The organism is Nostoc sp. (genome assembly GCF_036917755.1).
Classification (GTDB): Bacteria; Cyanobacteriota; Cyanobacteriia; order Cyanobacteriales; family Nostocaceae; genus Nostoc.
This window is the reverse complement of record NZ_JBALFC010000112.1, coordinates 1-18721: the sequence shown is the minus strand read 5'-3', so window position 1 is coordinate 18721 and position 18721 is coordinate 1. Positions and strand designations below refer to the sequence as shown.

The 18721-nt window shown below is 40.7% G+C and carries 21 protein-coding genes and 1 pseudogene; 9 read left to right on the top strand and 13 right to left on the bottom strand.

Features of this window, described 5'->3' with window-relative positions; translation table 11 throughout:
- The 4 genes from V7L05_RS24645 to V7L05_RS24630 all read left to right on the top strand — a co-directional run bounded on the left by V7L05_RS24645 (nucleotide 1) and on the right by V7L05_RS24630 (nucleotide 2658).
- Nucleotides 1-312, top strand: coding sequence for a hypothetical protein (locus tag V7L05_RS24645; protein ID WP_335167968.1), 312 nt, complete (start codon nucleotides 1-3; stop codon nucleotides 310-312).
- 412 nt (nucleotides 313-724) lie between these two features.
- Nucleotides 725-1087, top strand: a complete 363-nt coding sequence (locus tag V7L05_RS24640) for a hypothetical protein (protein ID WP_335167966.1) — start codon at nucleotides 725-727, stop codon at nucleotides 1085-1087.
- A 199-nt stretch (nucleotides 1088-1286) separates the two neighbouring features.
- Entirely contained in the window at nucleotides 1287-2294 is a 1008-nt protein-coding gene (locus tag V7L05_RS24635; RefSeq protein WP_335167964.1) for an LLM class flavin-dependent oxidoreductase, read from the top strand.
- Nucleotides 2284-2658, top strand: a complete 375-nt coding sequence (locus V7L05_RS24630) for a hypothetical protein (protein ID WP_335167962.1) — start codon at nucleotides 2284-2286, stop codon at nucleotides 2656-2658. The genes V7L05_RS24635 and V7L05_RS24630 overlap by 11 nt, the downstream gene beginning before the upstream one ends.
- 293 nt (nucleotides 2659-2951) lie before the next feature.
- On the opposite strand, the gene hypB is transcribed toward V7L05_RS24630, so the two are convergent.
- From hypB to V7L05_RS24575, 11 genes are all read right to left on the bottom strand, one after another.
- Entirely contained in the window at nucleotides 2952-3773 is an 822-nt protein-coding gene (hypB, locus tag V7L05_RS24625) for a hydrogenase nickel incorporation protein HypB (RefSeq protein ID WP_335167961.1), read from the bottom strand.
- Nucleotides 3764-4105, bottom strand: coding sequence for a hydrogenase maturation nickel metallochaperone HypA (hypA, locus tag V7L05_RS24620; RefSeq protein ID WP_335167959.1), 342 nt, complete (start codon nucleotides 4103-4105; stop codon nucleotides 3764-3766). The genes hypB and hypA overlap by 10 nt, the downstream gene beginning before the upstream one ends.
- A 13-nt stretch (nucleotides 4106-4118) precedes the next feature.
- Nucleotides 4119-5222, bottom strand: coding sequence for a hydrogenase expression/formation protein HypE (hypE, locus tag V7L05_RS24615; RefSeq protein ID WP_335167958.1), 1104 nt, complete (start codon nucleotides 5220-5222; stop codon nucleotides 4119-4121).
- Nucleotides 5223-5268: 46 nt separating this feature from the next.
- Nucleotides 5269-6453, bottom strand: coding sequence for a hydrogenase formation protein HypD (gene hypD, locus V7L05_RS24610; protein ID WP_335167956.1), 1185 nt, complete (start codon nucleotides 6451-6453; stop codon nucleotides 5269-5271).
- Between the two features lie 188 nt (nucleotides 6454-6641).
- Nucleotides 6642-6902 carry a HypC/HybG/HupF family hydrogenase formation chaperone gene (locus V7L05_RS24605; protein ID WP_335167954.1) on the bottom strand — a complete coding sequence of 87 codons (261 nt, stop codon included), beginning with the start codon at nucleotides 6900-6902 and terminating at the stop codon, nucleotides 6642-6644.
- 78 nt (nucleotides 6903-6980) lie between these two features.
- The gene (hypF, locus tag V7L05_RS24600) at nucleotides 6981-9329 is read right to left on the bottom strand and encodes a carbamoyltransferase HypF (protein WP_335167951.1); all 2349 of its coding nucleotides are present in this window, start codon (nucleotides 9327-9329) and stop codon (nucleotides 6981-6983) included.
- A 48-nt stretch (nucleotides 9330-9377) separates the two neighbouring features.
- Nucleotides 9378-10586 carry a hypothetical protein gene (locus tag V7L05_RS24595; protein WP_335167950.1) on the bottom strand — a complete coding sequence of 403 codons (1209 nt, stop codon included), beginning with the start codon at nucleotides 10584-10586 and terminating at the stop codon, nucleotides 9378-9380.
- 590 nt (nucleotides 10587-11176) lie between these two features.
- Nucleotides 11177-12022, bottom strand: coding sequence for a NifU family protein (locus V7L05_RS24590; RefSeq protein WP_335167948.1), 846 nt, complete (start codon nucleotides 12020-12022; stop codon nucleotides 11177-11179).
- A 126-nt stretch (nucleotides 12023-12148) separates the two neighbouring features.
- On the bottom strand, nucleotides 12149-12373 hold the full coding sequence (locus tag V7L05_RS24585; protein WP_335167946.1) for a hypothetical protein: 225 nt from the start codon (nucleotides 12371-12373) through the stop codon (nucleotides 12149-12151).
- Nucleotides 12374-12381: 8 nt separating this feature from the next.
- Nucleotides 12382-12648 carry a hypothetical protein gene (locus tag V7L05_RS24580; RefSeq protein WP_335167944.1) on the bottom strand — a complete coding sequence of 89 codons (267 nt, stop codon included), beginning with the start codon at nucleotides 12646-12648 and terminating at the stop codon, nucleotides 12382-12384.
- 100 nt (nucleotides 12649-12748) lie between these two features.
- Nucleotides 12749-13723: a hypothetical protein gene (locus V7L05_RS24575; protein ID WP_335167941.1), complete on the bottom strand. Its 975-nt coding sequence runs from the start codon at nucleotides 13721-13723 to the stop codon at nucleotides 12749-12751.
- A 411-nt stretch (nucleotides 13724-14134) separates the two neighbouring features.
- Here V7L05_RS24575 and V7L05_RS24570 point away from each other — a divergent pair.
- Together V7L05_RS24570 and V7L05_RS24565 are read left to right on the top strand one after the other, a co-directional pair.
- Nucleotides 14135-14929, top strand: a pseudogene (locus V7L05_RS24570) (Rpn family recombination-promoting nuclease/putative transposase).
- Nucleotides 14930-15022: 93 nt separating this feature from the next.
- On the top strand, nucleotides 15023-15244 hold the full coding sequence (locus tag V7L05_RS24565; RefSeq protein WP_335167940.1) for a hypothetical protein: 222 nt from the start codon (nucleotides 15023-15025) through the stop codon (nucleotides 15242-15244).
- A 133-nt stretch (nucleotides 15245-15377) separates the two neighbouring features.
- On the opposite strand, the gene V7L05_RS24560 is transcribed toward V7L05_RS24565, so the two are convergent.
- A complete protein-coding gene (locus V7L05_RS24560; protein ID WP_335167938.1) occupies nucleotides 15378-15605 on the bottom strand; it encodes a hypothetical protein in 228 nt (75 codons plus the stop codon).
- Nucleotides 15589-16050 (bottom strand): PIN domain-containing protein, encoded by a 462-nt coding sequence (locus V7L05_RS24555; RefSeq protein WP_335167936.1) that lies wholly within the window; start codon nucleotides 16048-16050, stop codon nucleotides 15589-15591. The genes V7L05_RS24560 and V7L05_RS24555 overlap by 17 nt, the downstream gene beginning before the upstream one ends.
- Before the next feature lie 60 nt (nucleotides 16051-16110).
- Between V7L05_RS24555 and leuB the strand changes: the two genes are divergently transcribed.
- The 3 genes from leuB (at nucleotide 16111) to V7L05_RS24540 (ending at nucleotide 18477) form a co-directional block, all read left to right on the top strand.
- A complete protein-coding gene (leuB, locus tag V7L05_RS24550; RefSeq protein ID WP_335167934.1) occupies nucleotides 16111-17199 on the top strand; it encodes a 3-isopropylmalate dehydrogenase in 1089 nt (362 codons plus the stop codon).
- Nucleotides 17200-17289: 90 nt separating this feature from the next.
- The gene (locus V7L05_RS24545) at nucleotides 17290-17550 is read left to right on the top strand and encodes a hypothetical protein (protein ID WP_335167932.1); all 261 of its coding nucleotides are present in this window, start codon (nucleotides 17290-17292) and stop codon (nucleotides 17548-17550) included.
- 102 nt (nucleotides 17551-17652) lie between these two features.
- A complete protein-coding gene (locus V7L05_RS24540) occupies nucleotides 17653-18477 on the top strand; it encodes a prepilin peptidase (RefSeq protein WP_335167931.1) in 825 nt (274 codons plus the stop codon).
- Nucleotides 18478-18721: the final 244 nt, after the last annotated feature.

The following is an 18721-nucleotide window of genomic DNA, read 5'->3' as shown; positions in this document are numbered from 1 at the left end:
ATGCTGTTGACTTCAACGGATGCGGGACAAATAGCTTTAGAACTGCTGATGGCAGATTGGAATATTTCAGAAGAGAACAGAGAGTGGTTCACAATCTTTAACTCTCGTCTGATTGGCGAGAGTTGGTACACTGTGGAATTAGGTGTAGAAGGATTTCCAGATAGGTGGTTTATTCAAGTATATGACAATGGAGTGTGTGACCCAAATTATACATTTATTTCACCAGTCCGTGGTTCTGAAGGATTTACGGACGTTATAAATGTGCCGGATATCATAGCAGAGGTCTTAGTTTGTGAACGCAATGCTCGATAATAACAATTAAAAATTCAAAAGTTAGAATTCAATGTTAAGGCGTGCTAGTTAAATGCATTCTATTTGAATTCATAATTTTCAACATCATAGTATTTGGGAGCATCTCAATGAGTGCAAATATACCTGGCGATTAGAAATCGCGGCTACACAAACTTTCGTCCGCCTGTGCGGACTCTAGAAATTTGAAACCCACGGAGGTGGGTTTTGTCTGTATAGCTGCAAATTCTATTTGCCAGTGGTATTCAAACCAATACTTTGATATCTCATTCAATATAAAAATGTTTTACACAAATCTGAGGTGATACCAAATAAGGTACGCCTCTTTTTTGGTGTAATTTTAATATTTTATTTAAGTCTATTAGGCTATTTTGTCATATTTAACTGACAAAATTATGTTATATTAAATAGCGTGATGGACGCTACAGAAATATCAGTTCCAATGATTGCTGAAGATATCTTAGCCAAAGAATTCACAAGAGTCGTCAACCATTACTACCCGCAAGTTGGGGAATTGCTGGATGGGTGTTATGTGAAAGTCATCACCTGTTTTTGGGGACGACCTGCCAGACGTTTGCAATATATAGGAATTTATTGCTCTGACGAAATGATTTCCTGTGTGCAAGCTCAAAAAGAAATACTCAGAGAAGTAGCAGACAACATGGGTCTAATCCAAGTTGTCTGCATGAATGCCAAGCGATTGTTGCGCGATCCGATGTCGAAGGTCAAAGAGAACAATCCACGCCTATGGTTGGAGTTGCAGTGGGTTGCAAGTTAGTATTAATCGCATTAATTGAGAGGGGTAAATGTGTTTGTAATGAGGACTTTAGTACTTAAATATTTGAGGACTAAAGTCCTGTGTACGAGACGCTACGCGTAGCTTGCTTCCCCGTTCGCGCAGCGTTCCGTAGGGAAGGGGTACACTACAAACCAGAATAACGAGCACCGACGGTGAGTACAAAGTATCAACATAAGTAATGAAAACTGGAATTTTCTGCAATTACGATAATTTTCACCAAGATGCTCGTCGTGCCATCTTTGAGCAAGTCACGCTGGTAAAACAGGCTGAAAGCTTAGGTTTTGAAGAAGCCTGGGTGAGTGAACACCATTTTAGTGAATCCAATCTCAGCCCGTCTATGTTGGTGTTAATGGCACACTTGGCGGGATTGACTTCAACTATCCAATTAGGGACTGCGGCGGTGTTACTGCCATTCCATAACCCGATTAGGGTAGCGGAAGATATCGCCACTTTGGATAACCTGTGCAATGGACGATTATTATTTGGGGTTGCTAAAGGCGGTCCCTTTCCTCAACAAAACAAGCATTTTGCGACACTACCGAGTGAATCCCGTCCTAAGATGCTAGAAGCGATCGCATTGATTCAAAAGCTGTTATATGAAACTGATGTATCATTTAATGGGCAATATTATCAATGCGATCGCCTGACAATTTACCCAAAACCATTGCAGAGTAAAATACCAGTGTATGTTGCCACTGGCGGTGATGACGGTATCGAGTTTGCCGCTAAACATTCCTTCAGCTTAATGGGTGGGCCGCCATTTTCCCTAGAGAGATTGAAGGATACTGTTGCCAAATATCGAGCCTTAAATTCTAGTGGTGCGGAAAACTTTGTGCTAGCACGCTTCTTTTTTGTTGGCAAAACATTTGATGAGGCAGTGAGTGAGGCATTGCCTTTCGTTCGCCAATTTAGCCAGAAAATGAAAGCTAATTCGGCTGAAGTATTGCAGAATAGTGCGAATCCCAACCAAAAACCATTTGATCGCACAAATATTTGTTTCGATGAAGACTATTTGATTGAGAACTCAATTATCGGTGATGTGGAGACTTGTCGAGACAAAATCAAGAAATTTCAGGACGAATTAAATTTAGGTACGCTAGCACTCAAACCCTCATCTGCGAATCTGCAAAAAAACCTAGAGAGTTTGACGCGCTACAACCAAGAGGTGCGAAATTATGTCTTCTAAACTATACCTGCTTCCTCCCGATGATTTACCTCCCACTGAGGTAACAAAACAGGATGGAATGCTGCAAATGGAACTAGAACAGTCTACTGGCAGATGCTTTTATCAAGCCTGCGATCGCATTACGCGAGTACTGTTATCTAATTGTCAGTGGTATCTCACAACAAATGCTAGCATCCTAACATTAATTATTGATTGCCCTGACTTAGTATCTTACTGGCATATCGTCAGCAATATTCCCCAACTGGGTAATAGGTTAGAGCGGTTTGCTAAGAATGGCAAAATTCGCGTTTATCCGCCATTTGGCAAGGGCATGCCGTTTGAAATCAGCGTAAATGAAATATCAGCTTATCGAGATTGGCTTTGAGGTAAATAGGCATGAACTGGGAATCACACATATAGCTTATTCATCCTTATCGCTATCTTCCACCCTGTACTGATAAAGTGCAGGGTGTTGCAATTTTAGAAGAGTTACAATAGGATTTATGTTTTATTTTTATTTCATATAAAGAGGTATTTTGGGCTGGATAAGTACTGTAATAAGGCGGTTTAAGAAGCTAGTTAAATTGAAGTTAAATCTTAAATTTTTTTCTTTGAAATAGGTTTTACTTTAAACGCAGAAGAACGCAAAGGAAAGCGTAGAGGGGCGCAAAGTTTTTGCTATGACGATACAGTTAGCCACGCATACCAATTCTCTAACCCAGCACCAGTTGTTGCGGAAACCTGAAAAATCTGAATTTGGGGATTTATTTGTTTAGCATATTCTATGCACTTTTGCACATCAAAATCTACATAAGGTAGTAAATCAATTTTAGTGAGAATCATAATGTCACTAGCACGGAATATATGCGGGTATTTTATCGGCTTATCTTCTCCTTCGGTGACGGAGAGAATCACAACTTTTGCATTTTCTCCTAAATCAAATAAGGCTGGACAAACCAAGTTTCCCACATTTTCAATCATCACAACTGAGTTTAGTGGCGGATTCAGTTGTTGTAAACCCCTGTCTATCATTGATGCATCTAAATGACAGCCTGTTCCGGTGTTGATTTGGATGACTTTACAACCTGTTTCTTTAATTTTTTTGGCATCGTTAGCAGTTTCTTGGTCGCCTTCAATGACACTAAGAGATAATTGATGCTTTAAATCACTAATGGTTCGCGTTAAAAGAGTTGTTTTCCCAGCACCGGGAGAACTCATTAAATTTAGGGCGAGAATATTTCGACCTTTAAACCATCCCCGATTTTGGGCAGCTATCAGGTTATTCTTTGCCAAAATATCCTGTTCTAAGGATATTGTTGTGCTGTGTATTTCGCTATGAATTTGAGATGCTTCTATCTGAGTATCGTGACTGTGTGAATGAGTGATGACAGTACCATCTGGTAAAGTGTGAGTATGGTGATGGTTCTGTTCAGCTTCGCCTGTTTCCATATTGGTAATTTTAGTTTCGCCATCATCAGAACAACCGCAGGTTACACACATAATTCCTCTATTTCTATTTCTTTAATTTTCAATTCTTCACCAGTAATTAAATCTAATTGCACGCTACCGCAGTTACAGATACCAAATGGTTTATCTATAGCAATTTCTGTACCACATTGGCGACATTTTGCTAAACCTGGGATTTCTAAAATTTCTAATATCGCCCCTTCTAAAACTGTACCTTGAGTGCAAATATCAAAACAAAATCGGATAGCGTCGGGCATAATGGCTGAAAGTTTACCTATTTCTAATAAAACTCGCTGCACTTTTGCGCCTCTGGCGTGTTCAGCTACAATTGCCACAATATTTTTAGTAATTCCAAGTTCGTGCATACGATAAAATCTATTAACAAATTCGTGGTAATTGGTCGCCTACCAGCATATCAACAATCCTTTCAGCACCAAAAACTGTTTTTAACAAAACTATACCTGGAGGTGAAGGAATAACTTCACCAATAATACAAGCATCTTTACCTGCTGGGTGAGATTTCATGGCGGATACAATATTATCAGCATTATCTTTTGGAACCACCACCACTAACTTACCTTCATTAGCTAAATACAATGGGTCTAAACCGAGAATTTCACAAACTCCGTTGACTTCTTCACGCACTGGAATAGATTCTTCGTAGAGACGAATTCCGACATTAGAACTGAGGGCAAATTCATTTAATACTGTGGCTAAACCACCGCGTGTAGCATCTCGCATAGCATGAACTTGGGGACATACATGGAGAATAGTTTCTACTAAACTATGTAATGGCTGACAGTCACTTTCAATATTAGTTTCTAAGGCTAATTCCCCACGGGCAATTAAAATTGCTGCCCCATGATTACCTATTTCACCATTAATTATTACTGCATCTCCAGGTTGAATATTATGGGCGGAAATGCTAACTCCTCGCGGGATAATACCAATACCAGCAGTATTAATAAAGAGTTTATCGGCAGCACCGCGATGTACAACTTTTGTGTCACCAGTGACAATTTGAACACCAGCTTTTTTTGCGGCTGCTTTCATACTGGCTGCAACACGCCGCAAGGTTTCTACAGGTAGTCCTTCTTCTAAAATTACGCTACAAGTTAAATATAAAGGTTTAGCACCGCTAACAGCTAAATCATTAACTGTACCGTTGATAGCCATTTCTCCTATATCACTACCGCAAAAAAATAACGGGTCTACAACATAAGAATCTGTAGTAAATGCGAGTCTGTCTCCTTGTTGTAGCAGAGGGGCTAAGTTGAAGCTGGCTTGGTCTTCTAATTGTGAGAGAATTGGGTTATCAAAATTGCTGACAAAGATATCATCTATTAAATCACGCATGGCTTTACCACCGCTACCATGTGCGAGAGTTATATGAGTGTCTCGCACTTTACCTTGGCGGCGGCGGACTTGTTCGATTTTTTGAAATAGGGGATTTTGTATTGAGTTTATGGGGTAAATATTCATATTAAAATTGAGAATTTTTTTAAATGCAGAGGAACGCGGAGTATTATTAGTCTGAGATGAAGCCGCAGGCGGGGAGAGGTTCTTGAGTTAGGGTGATTTTTGGTTTTTGGGCGATTGTTCTTTTGCCAATTGTAGAGAGTCGCCCATATTTGTAATAGGCTGCACAAGCACCTTCGGAAGATACCATGCAAGTACCAATGGGTGTTTCTGGTGTGCAAGCTGTACCGAATACTTTGCACTCCCAAGGCTTTAAGATTCCTTTGAGGATTTCTCCACATTTACAAAGTTTATGGTCGGCTACTTTGAGATTAGGAATGGTAAATTTAAGTTCGGCATCAAATTGAGCATATTCAGGTTGAATTTGTAATCCTGAATAGGGGATGTCACCTAAGCCACGCCAATCAAAACTATCTCGCACTGCGAAAACTTTATTTATGGCTTGCAGCGCTACTGTGTTACCGCTTTTCTGGACAATTCGGTTATATTGGTTTTCAACTTCACAACGATTTTCTACTAGCTGTTGCAATAGCATCCAAATTGATTGGAGAATATCTAAAGGTTCAAATCCTGAGACAACAATTGGTTTATTATATTGTTGGGAAATAAATTCATAAGGGTCAGTGCCAATTACCATGCTGACATGGCCAGGCCCAACAAATCCATCCAGTTGTAAATCGGGATTATCTAATAATGCTTTGAGGGCGGGAATCACGAGGACGTGATTGCAAAACATACTAAAGTTATCAATTTCTTCGGCTGCGGCTTGCAGGATGGTGAAGGCGGTGCTGGGGGCTGTAGTTTCAAAGCCTAAAGCGAAGAAGACTACTTCTTTGTCGGGGTTATCTCTGGCAATTTGCAGGCTATCTAGGGGAGAGTACACCATACGGATGTCTGCGCCTTGTGCCCTGGCTTGCAGTAAAGTGGTTTTGGAACCGGGAACTCGCATTGCGTCGCCAAAGGTGGCAAAAATGACGTTATGATTTTGGGAGATTGCGATCGCATCATCTAATCTCCCTTTTGGCATAACGCATACTGGACAACCAGGCCCATGAATTAGTTCAATGGCTTCGGGTAATATTTCTTCAATACCATATTTAAATATAGAGTGGGTATGTCCGCCGCATACTTCCATAATTTTGATGGGTTTTTCTAGCTGGCTGCATAATTTGGCGATTTCACAGCGTATAACTTCAGCTTTTTCTGGTTCCCGGAATTCATCAACATATTTCATAGGATGTGTATCAGTTAATTTCGCTTTTGTGGTAAGGAGTTTTTTTTAACGAACCGCGAAGGACGCTAAGGGCGCGAAGAAAGAAAGAAAGAAAGAAAGAAAGAAAGAAAGAAAGAAAGAAAGAAAGAAAGACATGAGTTTTAGACTCGTTCTCTGTGCCTCTACGTGAGACAAAAAAAGTCTATTATTCAAGTACTAATCCCTGCTTGTGCTGCTGCTAATTCTTGGAAGAGTTGTAATGTTTCCGCCGCTTCTTGTTCGTTAATTCGATTCATGGCAAAGCCAACATGCACTAGCACCCAATCACCAATACAAGTTTCGGGTGGATGTTGTTCATCTACGATACAAGCAATATTTACTTCGCGCTTAACTCCACCAATGTTAACTAGGGCTAATTTATGCTTAACGTTGGTAATTTCTATAATTTGTCCGGGAATTCCTAAGCACATTATTTTTTTAAGATAAACGAACCGCAGAGGCGCAGAGAACGCAGAGAGATTTATTTATGAGGCAAAGTTTTTCAATTATCAACACTCATGTATTAATTGTGCGGCTGCAATAACTGCTTGTCCTAAAGATAACCCGCCGTCATTTGCTGGAACTAAGCTGTGAGTGAGTACTTTTATTCCCAATGTTTGTAATCCTTTGGTAACTTGCTCTAACAATATACAATTTTGAAATACTCCTCCTGTTAGGGCTACCTGATAAATCAGATTTTCTTGACAAAGATGCTTAACCATTTCCACAATCGCATTCGCTAAACCTTTGTGAAATTTTGCAGCCATAACTGGTTGTGGAATCTGCTGCTGTAAGTCATTGAGCAAGGCTTGCCACATTGGACGCGGGTCTATACAATAAATACTATCTGAAATGCTAAAACTAAAAGGATATATTAGCGTTTCTTTATCATTATTTAAGCTCCTAACATCTACTATAGCTTCCATTGCGATCGCAGCTTCTCCTTCATAGCTACATTCTTCAGGGCAAATACCGATAGCCGCCGCCACTGCATCGAACAACCGCCCCACTGAGGAAGCTGGAGGAGAGTTAATCCCTTTCTCTATAAGTTGATTGAGTAGTTTTAGTGGCTTTTTATTCAGAAATTTTACTATTTCTAAATCAGCATATTGTTGTTGGCAATCATCCCAAAGTTTAGCAGCTATTAATTGGGCGTATGTATTACGCCAAGGTTGATAAATTGCTTGTTCACCACCAACCATTGCTACTGATTTAAATGTTGCTAGTCGTTTAAATTTCCGGTAATCTGCTAAAATAAATTCTCCGCCCCAGAGTGTACCATCATCACCATAACCTAAACCGTCTAAAGCAATGCCTAATACTGGAGGTGAATTTAGAGGAATACCATTTTCTGCCATGCAAGCGGCGAGATGCGCGTGATGATGTTGGATTTGATAAATTTTAATTTGATTTGTATCCGCAAGTTCTTTACCAAGTTTGCTGGAGAGATATTCAGGATGTTTATCAATGGCAATTACTTCTGGTTTATGTTCAAATAAATTTAAGTATAAATTCAAAGTCTCTTGGTAAGCTTTAAAAGTCGCAGCATTTTCTAAATCGCCCAGATGTTGAGAGAGAATTGCTTCTTCTTCACCCAATAAGCAAAAGGTATTTTTTAACTCACTGCCCATTGCTAAAATTTGTGGTACATTATGAAATCCCGGTGGTAAACTAATCGCTGCTGGTGCATATCCTCTAGCACGACGAATTGTTTGAACTTTATCGCCGATAACCCGGACAACTGAATCATCTACCCGATTAATAATCTCTCGATTGTGAAAAAGAAAATAATCAGCGATTGTTCCTAATTTTTCTCTGGCCTCATCATTATCAATACATTGTGGTTCATCAGCTAGATTGCCACTTGTTAAAACAATTGGGCGATTCATCCGCCGCATAATTAAATGATGTAAGGGCGTATAAGATAGCATGAAACCGAGGGTATTTTGCCCTGGTGCAACTGGCGATGATAGTTGTTTTTTACCTGATACCTGTAGCAAAACAATTGGTGCAGCCGCACTTGTCAATAATTCTTTTTCTTTAGCGTTGACAGTACAATATTCTTCAATTACTTCAATATCCCGCGCCATTAAAGCAAAGGGTTTATGATAGCGCCTTTTACGCAGTCGCAGTTTTTGAACAGCAGTTTCCTGAGTTGCATCGCAAGCTAGATGAATACCACTTAACCCTTTAATTGCCACAATCTCACCCTTTTGCAACAGGGTACAAACGGCATCAACATCATCTAACATGGAGAACATAGAAGCAGTAACCGGTTTACCATCGGCACGTTCTAACCAAGCTGTCGGGCCGCAAGCATGACAAGCTACAGGTTGAGCGTGAAAACGGCGGTTTTCGACATCGTGGTATTCCTTTGCACATTCGGAACATAAACCAAACGCAGACATACTGGTATTGCATCTGTCGTAAGGAATGGCACGAATAATACTCAGGCGGGGACCGCAATGAGTACAGTTATTAAAGGGGTAGCGATAAAAGCGGCTAAAGGGGTCAAATATTTCTTGTTGACATTGCGGACAAATGGCTGCATCAGGGGTGATTTCTGTTTTAATGGCATTACTGACACTATTAGAAATCACAAAATTATCAAATTTAAATTCACCTTCATAAATAATTCTTGTTAGTTGATTAATTCTTGCCAACGGTGGACATTCTCTTTGCAATCTGGCAACAAATTCTGTTAATGCCTCCTCACTACCAGATACCCTAATTAAAACACCTTGGCCATCATTACAAACATCTCCACGCAAACCGCAGGCTTTAGCAAGACGATATACAGTAGGGCGAAATCCTACTCCTTGAACAGTACCACGAACTCTTATTTCTTCAGTCGGCATAAAAATGTGACTTTCCAAAATTACGAATTACGAATTACGAATTACGAATTAGTTAAACTGCCACAGCAATATTCGGTTATTTCCAGAATCAGCTATTACCGCCGTTTTGCCACAAATTTTTATCCCGTAACACCAATTTAAGCTATCTCGTTTCGGTAATCCGAAATTACGATTTTCACCTTTACTTTGAAAGTTTATTTGTCCTGCCAATCCATTCGCCGCCGCACCTTGCAATGATAAAATTGATTCTGGCTTTCTCCATCCTAACAAACGGGAATTGGCTGTATCTGCAACTAATAACCAATCCCCAGCCACCCCCACACCATAAGGCATACTTAAACTACTAGCACTAGGATAATAAATTCCTTGATTCATTTCCACAAAATCAAAGTTTTTTTGTCCTAAAACTACTGTACAAGGGGTATTATTTTCTGTTGGTATTCCCTGCCAAATCATTATTCGGTGATTACCTGCATCACTGACAACCAAATTCTCTCCCCAAAAGGTGATATCGTGACACCAACGCATACTCGCTGCGGTTGCAGAAGCACCGCCGTTTTCATTGCGAGATATCATATCTGGTTGTCCCAAAACTAAATCGGCAGGTTGACCATTTTCTGTTGGTAATTGATGCCAAATTAATACCCTTCGATTACCAGTGTCAGCAATAAATAGCCGTCCTTGATGATAGAAAACACCATAAGGCCAGTGCATTGTACTGGCGGATGCTTGTTGACTTCCCCGATTTGATTCATTATCGGTAAAATTCGCTTGTCCTAACACCAAATCTGCTGGAACATTATTATCTTCTGGTAAGTTTTTCCAAATTAAAACTCGATGATTCCAAGCATCTGCTACAGCTAACCCTTCGCCGTAAGCACAAATCCCTGTTGGTACATTTAGGCTTGCCTTTCCCGGTGTACTTTTAGCATTTTGTCCCTCATGATAAAAGTCAGGTTGTCCAATTACCCAATCAGCAGGTTGACTATCTCTTGTGGGTAAATTCTGCCATCCCAATAATCGATGATGTCCTGTATCTGATACCCATAAAGGGCCTGTTTCTGATAACAAACAAGCAGCACGAGGCCCGAAGATTGTTGTGGGACTAGGTGCTACAGGTATCACTAATTGTTGTGGTTCAATAATGTTACCTAAAATTACCTCTGCACCTTGAGATGATAGAGGTAAATCTTGAGAAATGTCTGTTGCTTCTGGCAGTAATTGTGGTATGGGATTAATTATGATTGGGATATCCATGAAGCACAGATAGACGTTGATAGTTATTTAAAAACATTAATCTTTTTCACTATGTAACAACAGTAACAAATTTACATTATATTTTTTTCAAAATTAAGTTAAAACCTTTAAAAAGTTCTGTATTTATCAATCTTAAAAAATTCCTGCAAACCCACAGTAGCTTTTGCGACACAGCGATATTTCTAATAAGTGCGCGATGTACTGAAATGAGAAAGCCAAAAGGCTTTTTTAGTAAGTAAAATGCCATTTTGCTTGCGGAAAACACCAAAATGAGTGTGCGATATACTGAAATGAGAAAGCAATATGTTTTTTTACTTGCGGAAAACACCAAAATGAGAAAGCAATCAGACATTTTAAGGAAGCAATATGTCTTTTTGAGAAAGCAATCAGTCATTTTGCTTTCTCAAAACACTAAAATGAACAACTGAATTACATAAATAAGACGCAATTCAGGTATATTGATAAAGCAATCTGTCTTTTTGCTTGGACAAAACACTAAAACCAATGGGCGAACTACTGAAATCAAAAAGCAAAGTAGCCCTGATTTCCTAATCGCCGAGTATATTTGCTCAGATGTTATTTTCGCATGATCATTTTTGCAGTTTCACAAAAATCTTATCGTCTTTAATCTTTACTAGATACGACTGAAGTGAAACATCAGGTGCAGTTAAGCATTTACCTGTCTCTAAACTGTACTGGAATCCGTGGAAAGGACAGGTAATAATCGTATTTTCAACCTTACCCTCTTCTAAGGGAGATCCTAGATGAGTACAAGCATTACGGTAACATTTTACTGTAGCACCTTGACGATGTAAAATCAGTGAATTACCAGCAAGTTGTACTGCCAATACACTAAATTCAGGAACTTGATCAATAGTCGCCACTTTGATCCAAGTAGAAGTTATTTTTGAAGAAAATGGACTGATTAAACCAGAATTCGTGTTCTTAACAGTAGGGTTGTTATTGACTGCAACTACTTTGGTAATTTCGGGACAATGGTTTTTAATTGCCTGTTCTACTCCCTGAGATAAAGTCAAAGTAGAAGCCGGACAACTGTTGCAAGTTCCGATTAATCTGACTTCTACTGTATCTGGTGGCTTAATTGCTACTAGTTCTACATCCCCGTTATGACTATTTAAACCTGGGCGAACTTCTTCAATGGCTATCTGAATGCGTTGTGCTAATGGTGCTTTTGGTGGTTTAACTAATTCGTGATAAAGCAGTACTGCGTATACTACTTCATCAGCAACAGCATCACGCAAAGCTGACATTGATTCTTGTTTTAGGCTTTTAATCAAATTAGTCAATGCTGCTTTGTGCAAAGCTTCAATTGCTCTTTTTAAACCCACCGCTACACACCGTTGGCTTTCATCCCACTCGGATATAATCGCCTCAAAGCGGTTAATTTCCTGAACTAATTCTTCAAGGTTGGACATGGGGGAGAAGAATTTTAGATTTTAGATTTTAGATTTGGGATTTTGGATTGAACAATCTAAAATTGCAAATCCAAAATTGGGCATGGGGCATCAGGCATTAGTCGTTAGCTTTGGACAAAGGACAATTCACTTCATTTTGAAATCTTTGAGGAGAAATGGCATAATCATGCCGGTGACTAAGCTAGATAGTGTTATTGTTAAGTAGAAGGGAATTGGGGCTTGTGCGAGTAACACTAGTAGTAAGAAACCTACAGCAATACCAATAGTGGTTTGCTTGACAAAATACATCGGGTCGCGTAGTAGCTTGCCTTTAAAAAATAACTTGGCAGAAAACCATCCTATCTCTAACATATTTTCTCCTAATAATTTGTCAACCAATTTAAGACAGCAAGCCCTAAGAGGATAGCGGGAATTACACCCGCAGGCGCAAATAATGCGCCAAGCATTGCTGAAAACTGATAGCCTATATCTTTTCCAGCTAACAGCATTCCACCAATTGCACCGCCGACCATAGATAAGGCTGTTGCAATGATTATCCACACGAATTCTGTTGCTAAGTTTAAGTCACCATCTGCTAAACTTGTGAGAAAATTTATCACGTTTGGGGTTGTTAAAATATCTCTCATGCTGTTTTGTCCTAATTAAGGGAGTGGGGAGTGGGGAGTGGGGGGATGAGGGAGATGAGGGAGATGAGGGAGAAATAACCAATGCCCAATGCCCTATTCCCTATTCCCTATTCCCTATTTCTGCTTCTACATCTTGTAGCGCTTGGGCTACTACCTCTGCTTGTCCAATTTGTTGGTATTTCGTAAATATTTCTAAAGCTTGTTGATAGTAGATACGCGCTTGTAAAAGATTTTTAGGATTACCAGCTTCTGGTTTTTCCTGGTCGTCTGGTAAGTTAAATAGGGCGTTGGCTTTGTTAGAAATTGTATTAGCGTACTCTAGAGGTGTATCTTTGAGATTACGCACTTTTAGCGCTTCATCGTAAGCTGCGATCGCACGCAAATTATTCTCCACAGGATGGGAACTCACTAAATATTGCAAAGCGTTACCCAAGTTGTTTTGCAACATCGCATATTCTCTGGGATGATCAATCAAATTAATATGCTTAAGCGCCACCTCAAATGATTGCACTGCTAACCCTTGACGCAAGTATTCCCGTTCTGATGCTAGGGGCATAGAAAGGTAAGCGATCGCAATATTGTTATATAAAATCGCGTATTCTTGGGGGTAATTTTCCCAAGTAAACACCCGCAACGCCTCATGATAAGCTTGGATGCTGTCGGTTATCCGTGCCAAATTAAATGGTACAAGCGACTGCAACACCAGCCCAAAATTCATCTGCGTCTCTGCTACTTCCTCTGGTGAAGCTAATTGTTGTAGAATTGGTAACGACTCTTCATAACCTGCTTTTGCTTGCAGCAGCAGTTGGTACTCAGCATCCGGTATTGCCTGTAACGTCCCTGCCATGCCCACTTGCGCCCTGGCTTTCAGTAGGGGATACTCCTCACCACACATCTCATAAGCCCGGTAATATAAGCCAACTGCATTCCGCAAATCTTGGGCAGTTTTGGGCTTTTTTTGAAAACCCTGTGCTATCTCGATCAGCATCTGGATTTTTTCCTCTGCTGTAGCTGACTCCGATGCAATAGCTGCGATCGCAGCCTTCACCGCCGAATCTGTAATGCTGGGGGTCATAACTCTGCCGTACTCTAGCCAATTGGGAATTGAGTCTGTCAACGCCCATGAATGATCAAGACACGCGATCGCATCTCATCACGGGCCATACTGATTTACGCAGGCTTCGAGTCCTTTAGGCGGAATTTCCCCTTTGTTGTCTGAGACTAGGGCTAAGGATTAGCGATTAGGGACTAGGGAAAAAGTTGACCCCATGCCCAATACCTCATGCCCAATCATTTTTTTACTATAAAACACCCTATTTCTAAAATTCTAGGGGGGAATTGCCAATATTAATGTCAGCTTTAAACACCTGATATTTTTAAAATATTTTTTGTATCATGCCAAATTTGAGTGAGCGATGTCTACGACGGGCTACGCAGATGAACACCGAAGTGTAAAATATGTTCATCAACTGTAAAACAACCTGCATTGAAAACAGACAGTATCTTTTATCGGATCTTTCAAAGTATTCCCAGCACTTTCTTTGAACTGATTAACCAACCGCCGCAACTAGCTAGTGATTACCAATTTTCTTCAGTTGAAGTCAAACAACTGGCATTTAGAATCGATGGTGTATTCCTCCCAAATGCAGCAGAACTACCCATCTATTTTGCGGAAGTCCAATTTCAACCAGACAAAAATTTTACTCACGTTTGTTTACCGAAATCTTTAACTATCTCGACAAAACCGAATTAACCAACAATTGGCGTGGTGTTGTCATTTTCCCCAACCGCAGCGTTGATACTGGAGATACCGAAAGATATACAGAATTACTCAACTCACAACGAGTGACTCGCGTCTATCTTGAAGAATTAAGCTCAATAGAGGCATCATCAATCGGCATAGAGACAGTTAAACTGATTATCGAACCCGAATCAACTGCGACAACAAAAGCTCTAGAAATAGTCAACAGTGCCCGACAGCAAATAACAGATGTCGCTACTAACTATTAGAGAAATTATACAATTGATAGAGACGACATTAATCTACAAATTGCCGCGATTGACCCAGGAGGAGATAGGGAAAATGTTTGGATCAAATGAGTTAAAGCAAACTAGATTCTACCAAGATGTTTTTGAAGAAGGTAAACAAGAAGGCAGACAAGAAAGTAAGTTAGAAATGATACCCCAGTTATTAGCGTTGGGTTTAAGTATTCAGCAGATAGCTCAAATGTTAGGTTTGGACGAACAACTTGTTAGGCAAGTTGCACAACCTAAATCCTAAAACAATAGGGTGCGCGAAGGCTTAACAGTGCGTTTAATAGAGACGATATTAATCTACAAGTTGCCGCGATTGAGCCAGGAGGAGATAGGAAAAATGTTTGAATTAAATGACTTGAGGCAGACTAGATTTTTCCAAGATGTTTTTGAAGAAGGTAAAAAAGAAGGTAAGCAAGAAGTTTTTGAAGAAGCTAAACAAGAAGCTAAGTTAGAAGTGATACCTCAGTTATTAGCGTTTGGGTTGAGTATTGAGCAGATAGCTCAAGGCTTAGGCTTGGACGAACAAGTTGTTAGGCAAGCTGCACAACCGAAATCCTAAAACAATAGAGTGCGCCAAGCTCCGCGAACACAACCTTCGCAATGACTGTAAATATTCTTGTCCAACTACTTAACATAACGTAGTGATTATCTAGATTGTTAAGTCTAGATAATCACTACCACATAAAACTTTTCTACTTTTCGCCCTTCTCCTGCTGTTTTCGTCGCTCCTCAATGCGAGCAAAGATTTCATCGATAGTGGGATTTCCCAAGATTTTATCCCTGTCTCGTGTGTAATCTCCACTACCTATTTCAAATTGCTGCATAAATCTTGCCATTCCAGCAGGGCCAAGAGCCTTTGTTAAGGCTTCTATTCCCAGTCGCCTAATCTCAGCTTGAGTCAACTTAGTCACGTCTAGCATTCATTACCTCCGATACCCACCGCAAGGGGTTTTCTACTCTCACTTGTAGCATGGCGCTGTATTTTGCTCCTAAGCGCAACATTCTGTCATCAGTTGTTAAAAAGATATCGGCATTTCCGACTTCTGCACAAGCAATATGAGATGCATCAAAGGTTTTTAATCCGAGAGCAACAACTTCTCTAGCACGGGACTTAACCTGTTCTCTAGCCATAATTTTAGTGCTTGCTAAAGCAGCCCAAGCCATCATTTGTCGTTTTCTTTCTCCGTCTGGTGTCTGTTCCAACTCATCATCCATAACTTCACTTCCCAGTAATTGCCATTCACCACTCTGACAACGAGCCAAAATGAGCCTTATAGCCTCGGCTTCTAAAAAAATCCGTTCTTGTGTCTGATCATCAAAAGGGCGATTCAGACAACACACATCTAAATAAATTAAAAACTCCATCGGTACATTTTGCTGGGTATGATATTTAATCTGCAAGCATTTACCCACTAATAACCAGCTATGACCCAGAACTACCGCATTACTCTACTCCCCGGCGATGGCATTGGCCCTGAAATTATGGCAGTGGCGGTAGATGTGCTAAAAGTCGTAGGGAAGCAATTTGATATTCAGTTTGAATTCCAAGAAGCCCTCATCGGTGGTGCAGCAATTGATGCTACAGGTGAACCCCTACCATCTGCGACTCTAGATACTTGCCGAAACAGTGATGCTGTGTTACTCGCTGCGATTGGTGGCTATAAGTGGGATTCCCTGCCATCTAATTTACGCCCAGAAGCAGGTTTGTTGGGGCTACGTGCAGGGTTGGGATTATTTGCCAATTTGCGCCCAGCGAAAATTTTGCCCCAGCTAATCGATGCATCAACTTTGAAACGCGAAGTTGTGGAAGGCGTGGATATTATGGTGGTGCGTGAACTCACTGGCGGGATTTACTTCGGTAAACCTAAAGGGATTTTTGCTACGGAAACTGGTGAGAAACGCGGTGTAAATACAATGGTTTACACAGAGTCAGAAATTGAACGCATTGGGCGGGTGGCATTTGAGGCGGCTAGAAAACGGGGCGGAAAACTTTGTTCGGTGGATAAGGCGAATGTATTAGAAGTATCTCAGTTGTGGCGCGATCGCATCACTCAACTTTCACAAGAATATCCAGATATCGAACTCTCTCATTTATATGTAGATAATGCTGCTATGCAGTTGGTACGCGCTCCCAAGCAGTTCGACACCATAGTTACAGGCAATTTGTTTGGCGATATTCTCTCTGATGCTGCTGCCATGCTCACGGGTAGTATTGGGATGTTACCCTCAGCTAGTCTGGGCGCTTCTGGGCCTGGTGTGTTTGAACCAGTTCATGGTTCCGCCCCAGATATTGCCCGACTTGATAAAGCAAATCCTCTAGCACAGGTTTTGAGTGCGGCGATGATGCTACGCTACGGTTTAGACCAGCCAAAAGCGGCAGACCATATTGAACAAGCCGTATTACAAGTTTTAGAACAAGGCGATCGCACAGGGGATATAATTTCTCCAGGAAAAAATCTTTTAGGTTGCCGCGCTATGGGCGATGCACTGATTAGAGCCATTGAAGGAAAATAATTAAATAATGCAACTTGGGCAATTTGGCAACCTTTGCTATAAGTTTCGGGTAGACTAGAGAGAAATCTAGCAATCAAATAACAGTCGATAGTGTACGCATTACGACAAGGACAAGCAAATTTTACCGCCCCTAAAAACCAGTCGCCTTTGATTGATCCCGCCGTAATCAGAGCTGCTGGACAGATATACTACACTCACTGTGAAGTACATCCTGAAATAGCTGGGCAACCTTCTGGTGTAGCAATTAATCGCATCAATCATCGAGGTAAGGTTATTTTTACTAACCAACCAGTTCTCTTACCTCAAGAATGTTTTGTACCTTTGAGTCAAATTGAATCTCATATGTATTAGTCATTGGTCATTGGTCATTGGTCATTAGTCATTAGTTCTCGACAAAGAACAAAAGATAAACGACAAATGACACAGGACAAATGACAAAGGACAAATAACTGTATGGACATTTTGTTCGCCGTCCCGGCGAGTGTAATGGTCTTTGCTTTAGGTGCATCTATTGGGAGTTTTATCAACGTTATTGTTTATCGCCTACCTGCTGGGTTGTCAATTCTTTGGCCGCCTTCCCGTTGTCCTAAATGCTTAAACCAGCTAAAAGCTTACGACAATGTACCAGTATTCGGCTGGATTTCCTTAAGAGGGCGGTGTCGATATTGCAAAAGCAAAATTTCTGTCCGTTATCCTGTGGTAGAAGGGGTAACGGGCATAATTTTTTTACTGGTTTTTTTGGTATTTCAAGTTTCGACTTTAACAATAGGCTATTGGGCTTTTTGTAGTTGGTTATTGGCGCTATCGCTTATCGACCTAGATACAATGACCCTACCCAATCGACTTACTCAGTCGGGTTTAGTGGTAGGGATTTTGTTTCAAATGGTGGTTGGTTTTTTACCAGAAGCTAGCTCTGTAGCATTGGTAAATCAGCTTATGATGGCGATAGTTGGTGCAGTATTGGGTTTATGGCTGTTTGATGCGATCGCCCTATTGGGTTCAATTGCCTTTGGTAAAGCTGCAATGGGTGCCGGTGATGCCAAGTTAGCAGCCATGATGGGAGCCTGGTTAGGCTGGAAATATTTGTTATTGGCTAGTTTTATTGCTTGTGCGTTAGGAGCGTTAATTGGTAGCAGTGTTATGATACGGCGATCGCGACAAAGCTTAGGACAAAAGATCCCTTTTGGCCCTTTTCTAGCTTTAGGATCAGTGATTACTCTGTTTAGCGGCGAAGCGATATTGTCCAGCTACCTGCGGTTATTTTTTCCAGCGTCTTAAACTGGAGTGGGGAGAAATCAATTCAAAATTCAAAATTCAAAATTCAAAATTGAAGAAAAAGATTGAGCAGATGTAGCTTTAGCTTCCCATTGGGTGGGAGAAGGGGAAGAACTATTGATTATTGCTGCATGCCCCATGCCCCATGCCCCATGCCCAATGCCCAATGCCCAATGCCCAATGCCCAATGCCCAATGCCCAATGCCCAATGCCCAATGCCCAATGCCCAATGCCCAATGCCCAATGC

Bases quoted from the DNA above. Each gene is read 5' to 3' on its own strand.
- V7L05_RS24635 (WP_335167964.1), top strand. From the start codon at position 1,287: ATGAAAACTGGAATTTTCTGCAATTACGATAATTTTCACCAAGATGCT.
- V7L05_RS24595 (WP_335167950.1), bottom strand. From the start codon at position 10,586: ATGGATATCCCAATCATAATTAATCCCATACCACAATTACTGCCAGAA.
- hypE (WP_335167958.1), bottom strand. From the start codon at position 5,222: ATGAATATTTACCCCATAAACTCAATACAAAATCCCCTATTTCAAAAA.
- leuB (WP_335167934.1), top strand. From the start codon at position 16,111: ATGACCCAGAACTACCGCATTACTCTACTCCCCGGCGATGGCATTGGC.
- V7L05_RS24585 (WP_335167946.1), bottom strand. From the start codon at position 12,373: ATGTTAGAGATAGGATGGTTTTCTGCCAAGTTATTTTTTAAAGGCAAG.
- V7L05_RS24565 (WP_335167940.1), top strand. From the start codon at position 15,023: ATGTTTGAATTAAATGACTTGAGGCAGACTAGATTTTTCCAAGATGTT.
- hypF (WP_335167951.1), bottom strand. From the start codon at position 9,329: ATGCCGACTGAAGAAATAAGAGTTCGTGGTACTGTTCAAGGAGTAGGA.
- V7L05_RS24555 (WP_335167936.1), bottom strand. From the start codon at position 16,050: ATGGAGTTTTTAATTTATTTAGATGTGTGTTGTCTGAATCGCCCTTTT.
- V7L05_RS24630 (WP_335167962.1), top strand. From the start codon at position 2,284: ATGTCTTCTAAACTATACCTGCTTCCTCCCGATGATTTACCTCCCACT.
- V7L05_RS24560 (WP_335167938.1), bottom strand. From the start codon at position 15,605: ATGCTAGACGTGACTAAGTTGACTCAAGCTGAGATTAGGCGACTGGGA.
- V7L05_RS24540 (WP_335167931.1), top strand. From the start codon at position 17,653: ATGGACATTTTGTTCGCCGTCCCGGCGAGTGTAATGGTCTTTGCTTTA.
- V7L05_RS24605 (WP_335167954.1), bottom strand. From the start codon at position 6,902: ATGTGCTTAGGAATTCCCGGACAAATTATAGAAATTACCAACGTTAAG.
- hypB (WP_335167961.1), bottom strand. From the start codon at position 3,773: ATGTGTGTAACCTGCGGTTGTTCTGATGATGGCGAAACTAAAATTACC.
- V7L05_RS24575 (WP_335167941.1), bottom strand. From the start codon at position 13,723: ATGACCCCCAGCATTACAGATTCGGCGGTGAAGGCTGCGATCGCAGCT.
- hypA (WP_335167959.1), bottom strand. From the start codon at position 4,105: ATGCACGAACTTGGAATTACTAAAAATATTGTGGCAATTGTAGCTGAA.
- V7L05_RS24640 (WP_335167966.1), top strand. From the start codon at position 725: ATGGACGCTACAGAAATATCAGTTCCAATGATTGCTGAAGATATCTTA.
- hypD (WP_335167956.1), bottom strand. From the start codon at position 6,453: ATGAAATATGTTGATGAATTCCGGGAACCAGAAAAAGCTGAAGTTATA.
- V7L05_RS24580 (WP_335167944.1), bottom strand. From the start codon at position 12,648: ATGAGAGATATTTTAACAACCCCAAACGTGATAAATTTTCTCACAAGT.
- V7L05_RS24590 (WP_335167948.1), bottom strand. From the start codon at position 12,022: ATGTCCAACCTTGAAGAATTAGTTCAGGAAATTAACCGCTTTGAGGCG.
- V7L05_RS24645 (WP_335167968.1), top strand. From the start codon at position 1: ATGCTGTTGACTTCAACGGATGCGGGACAAATAGCTTTAGAACTGCTG.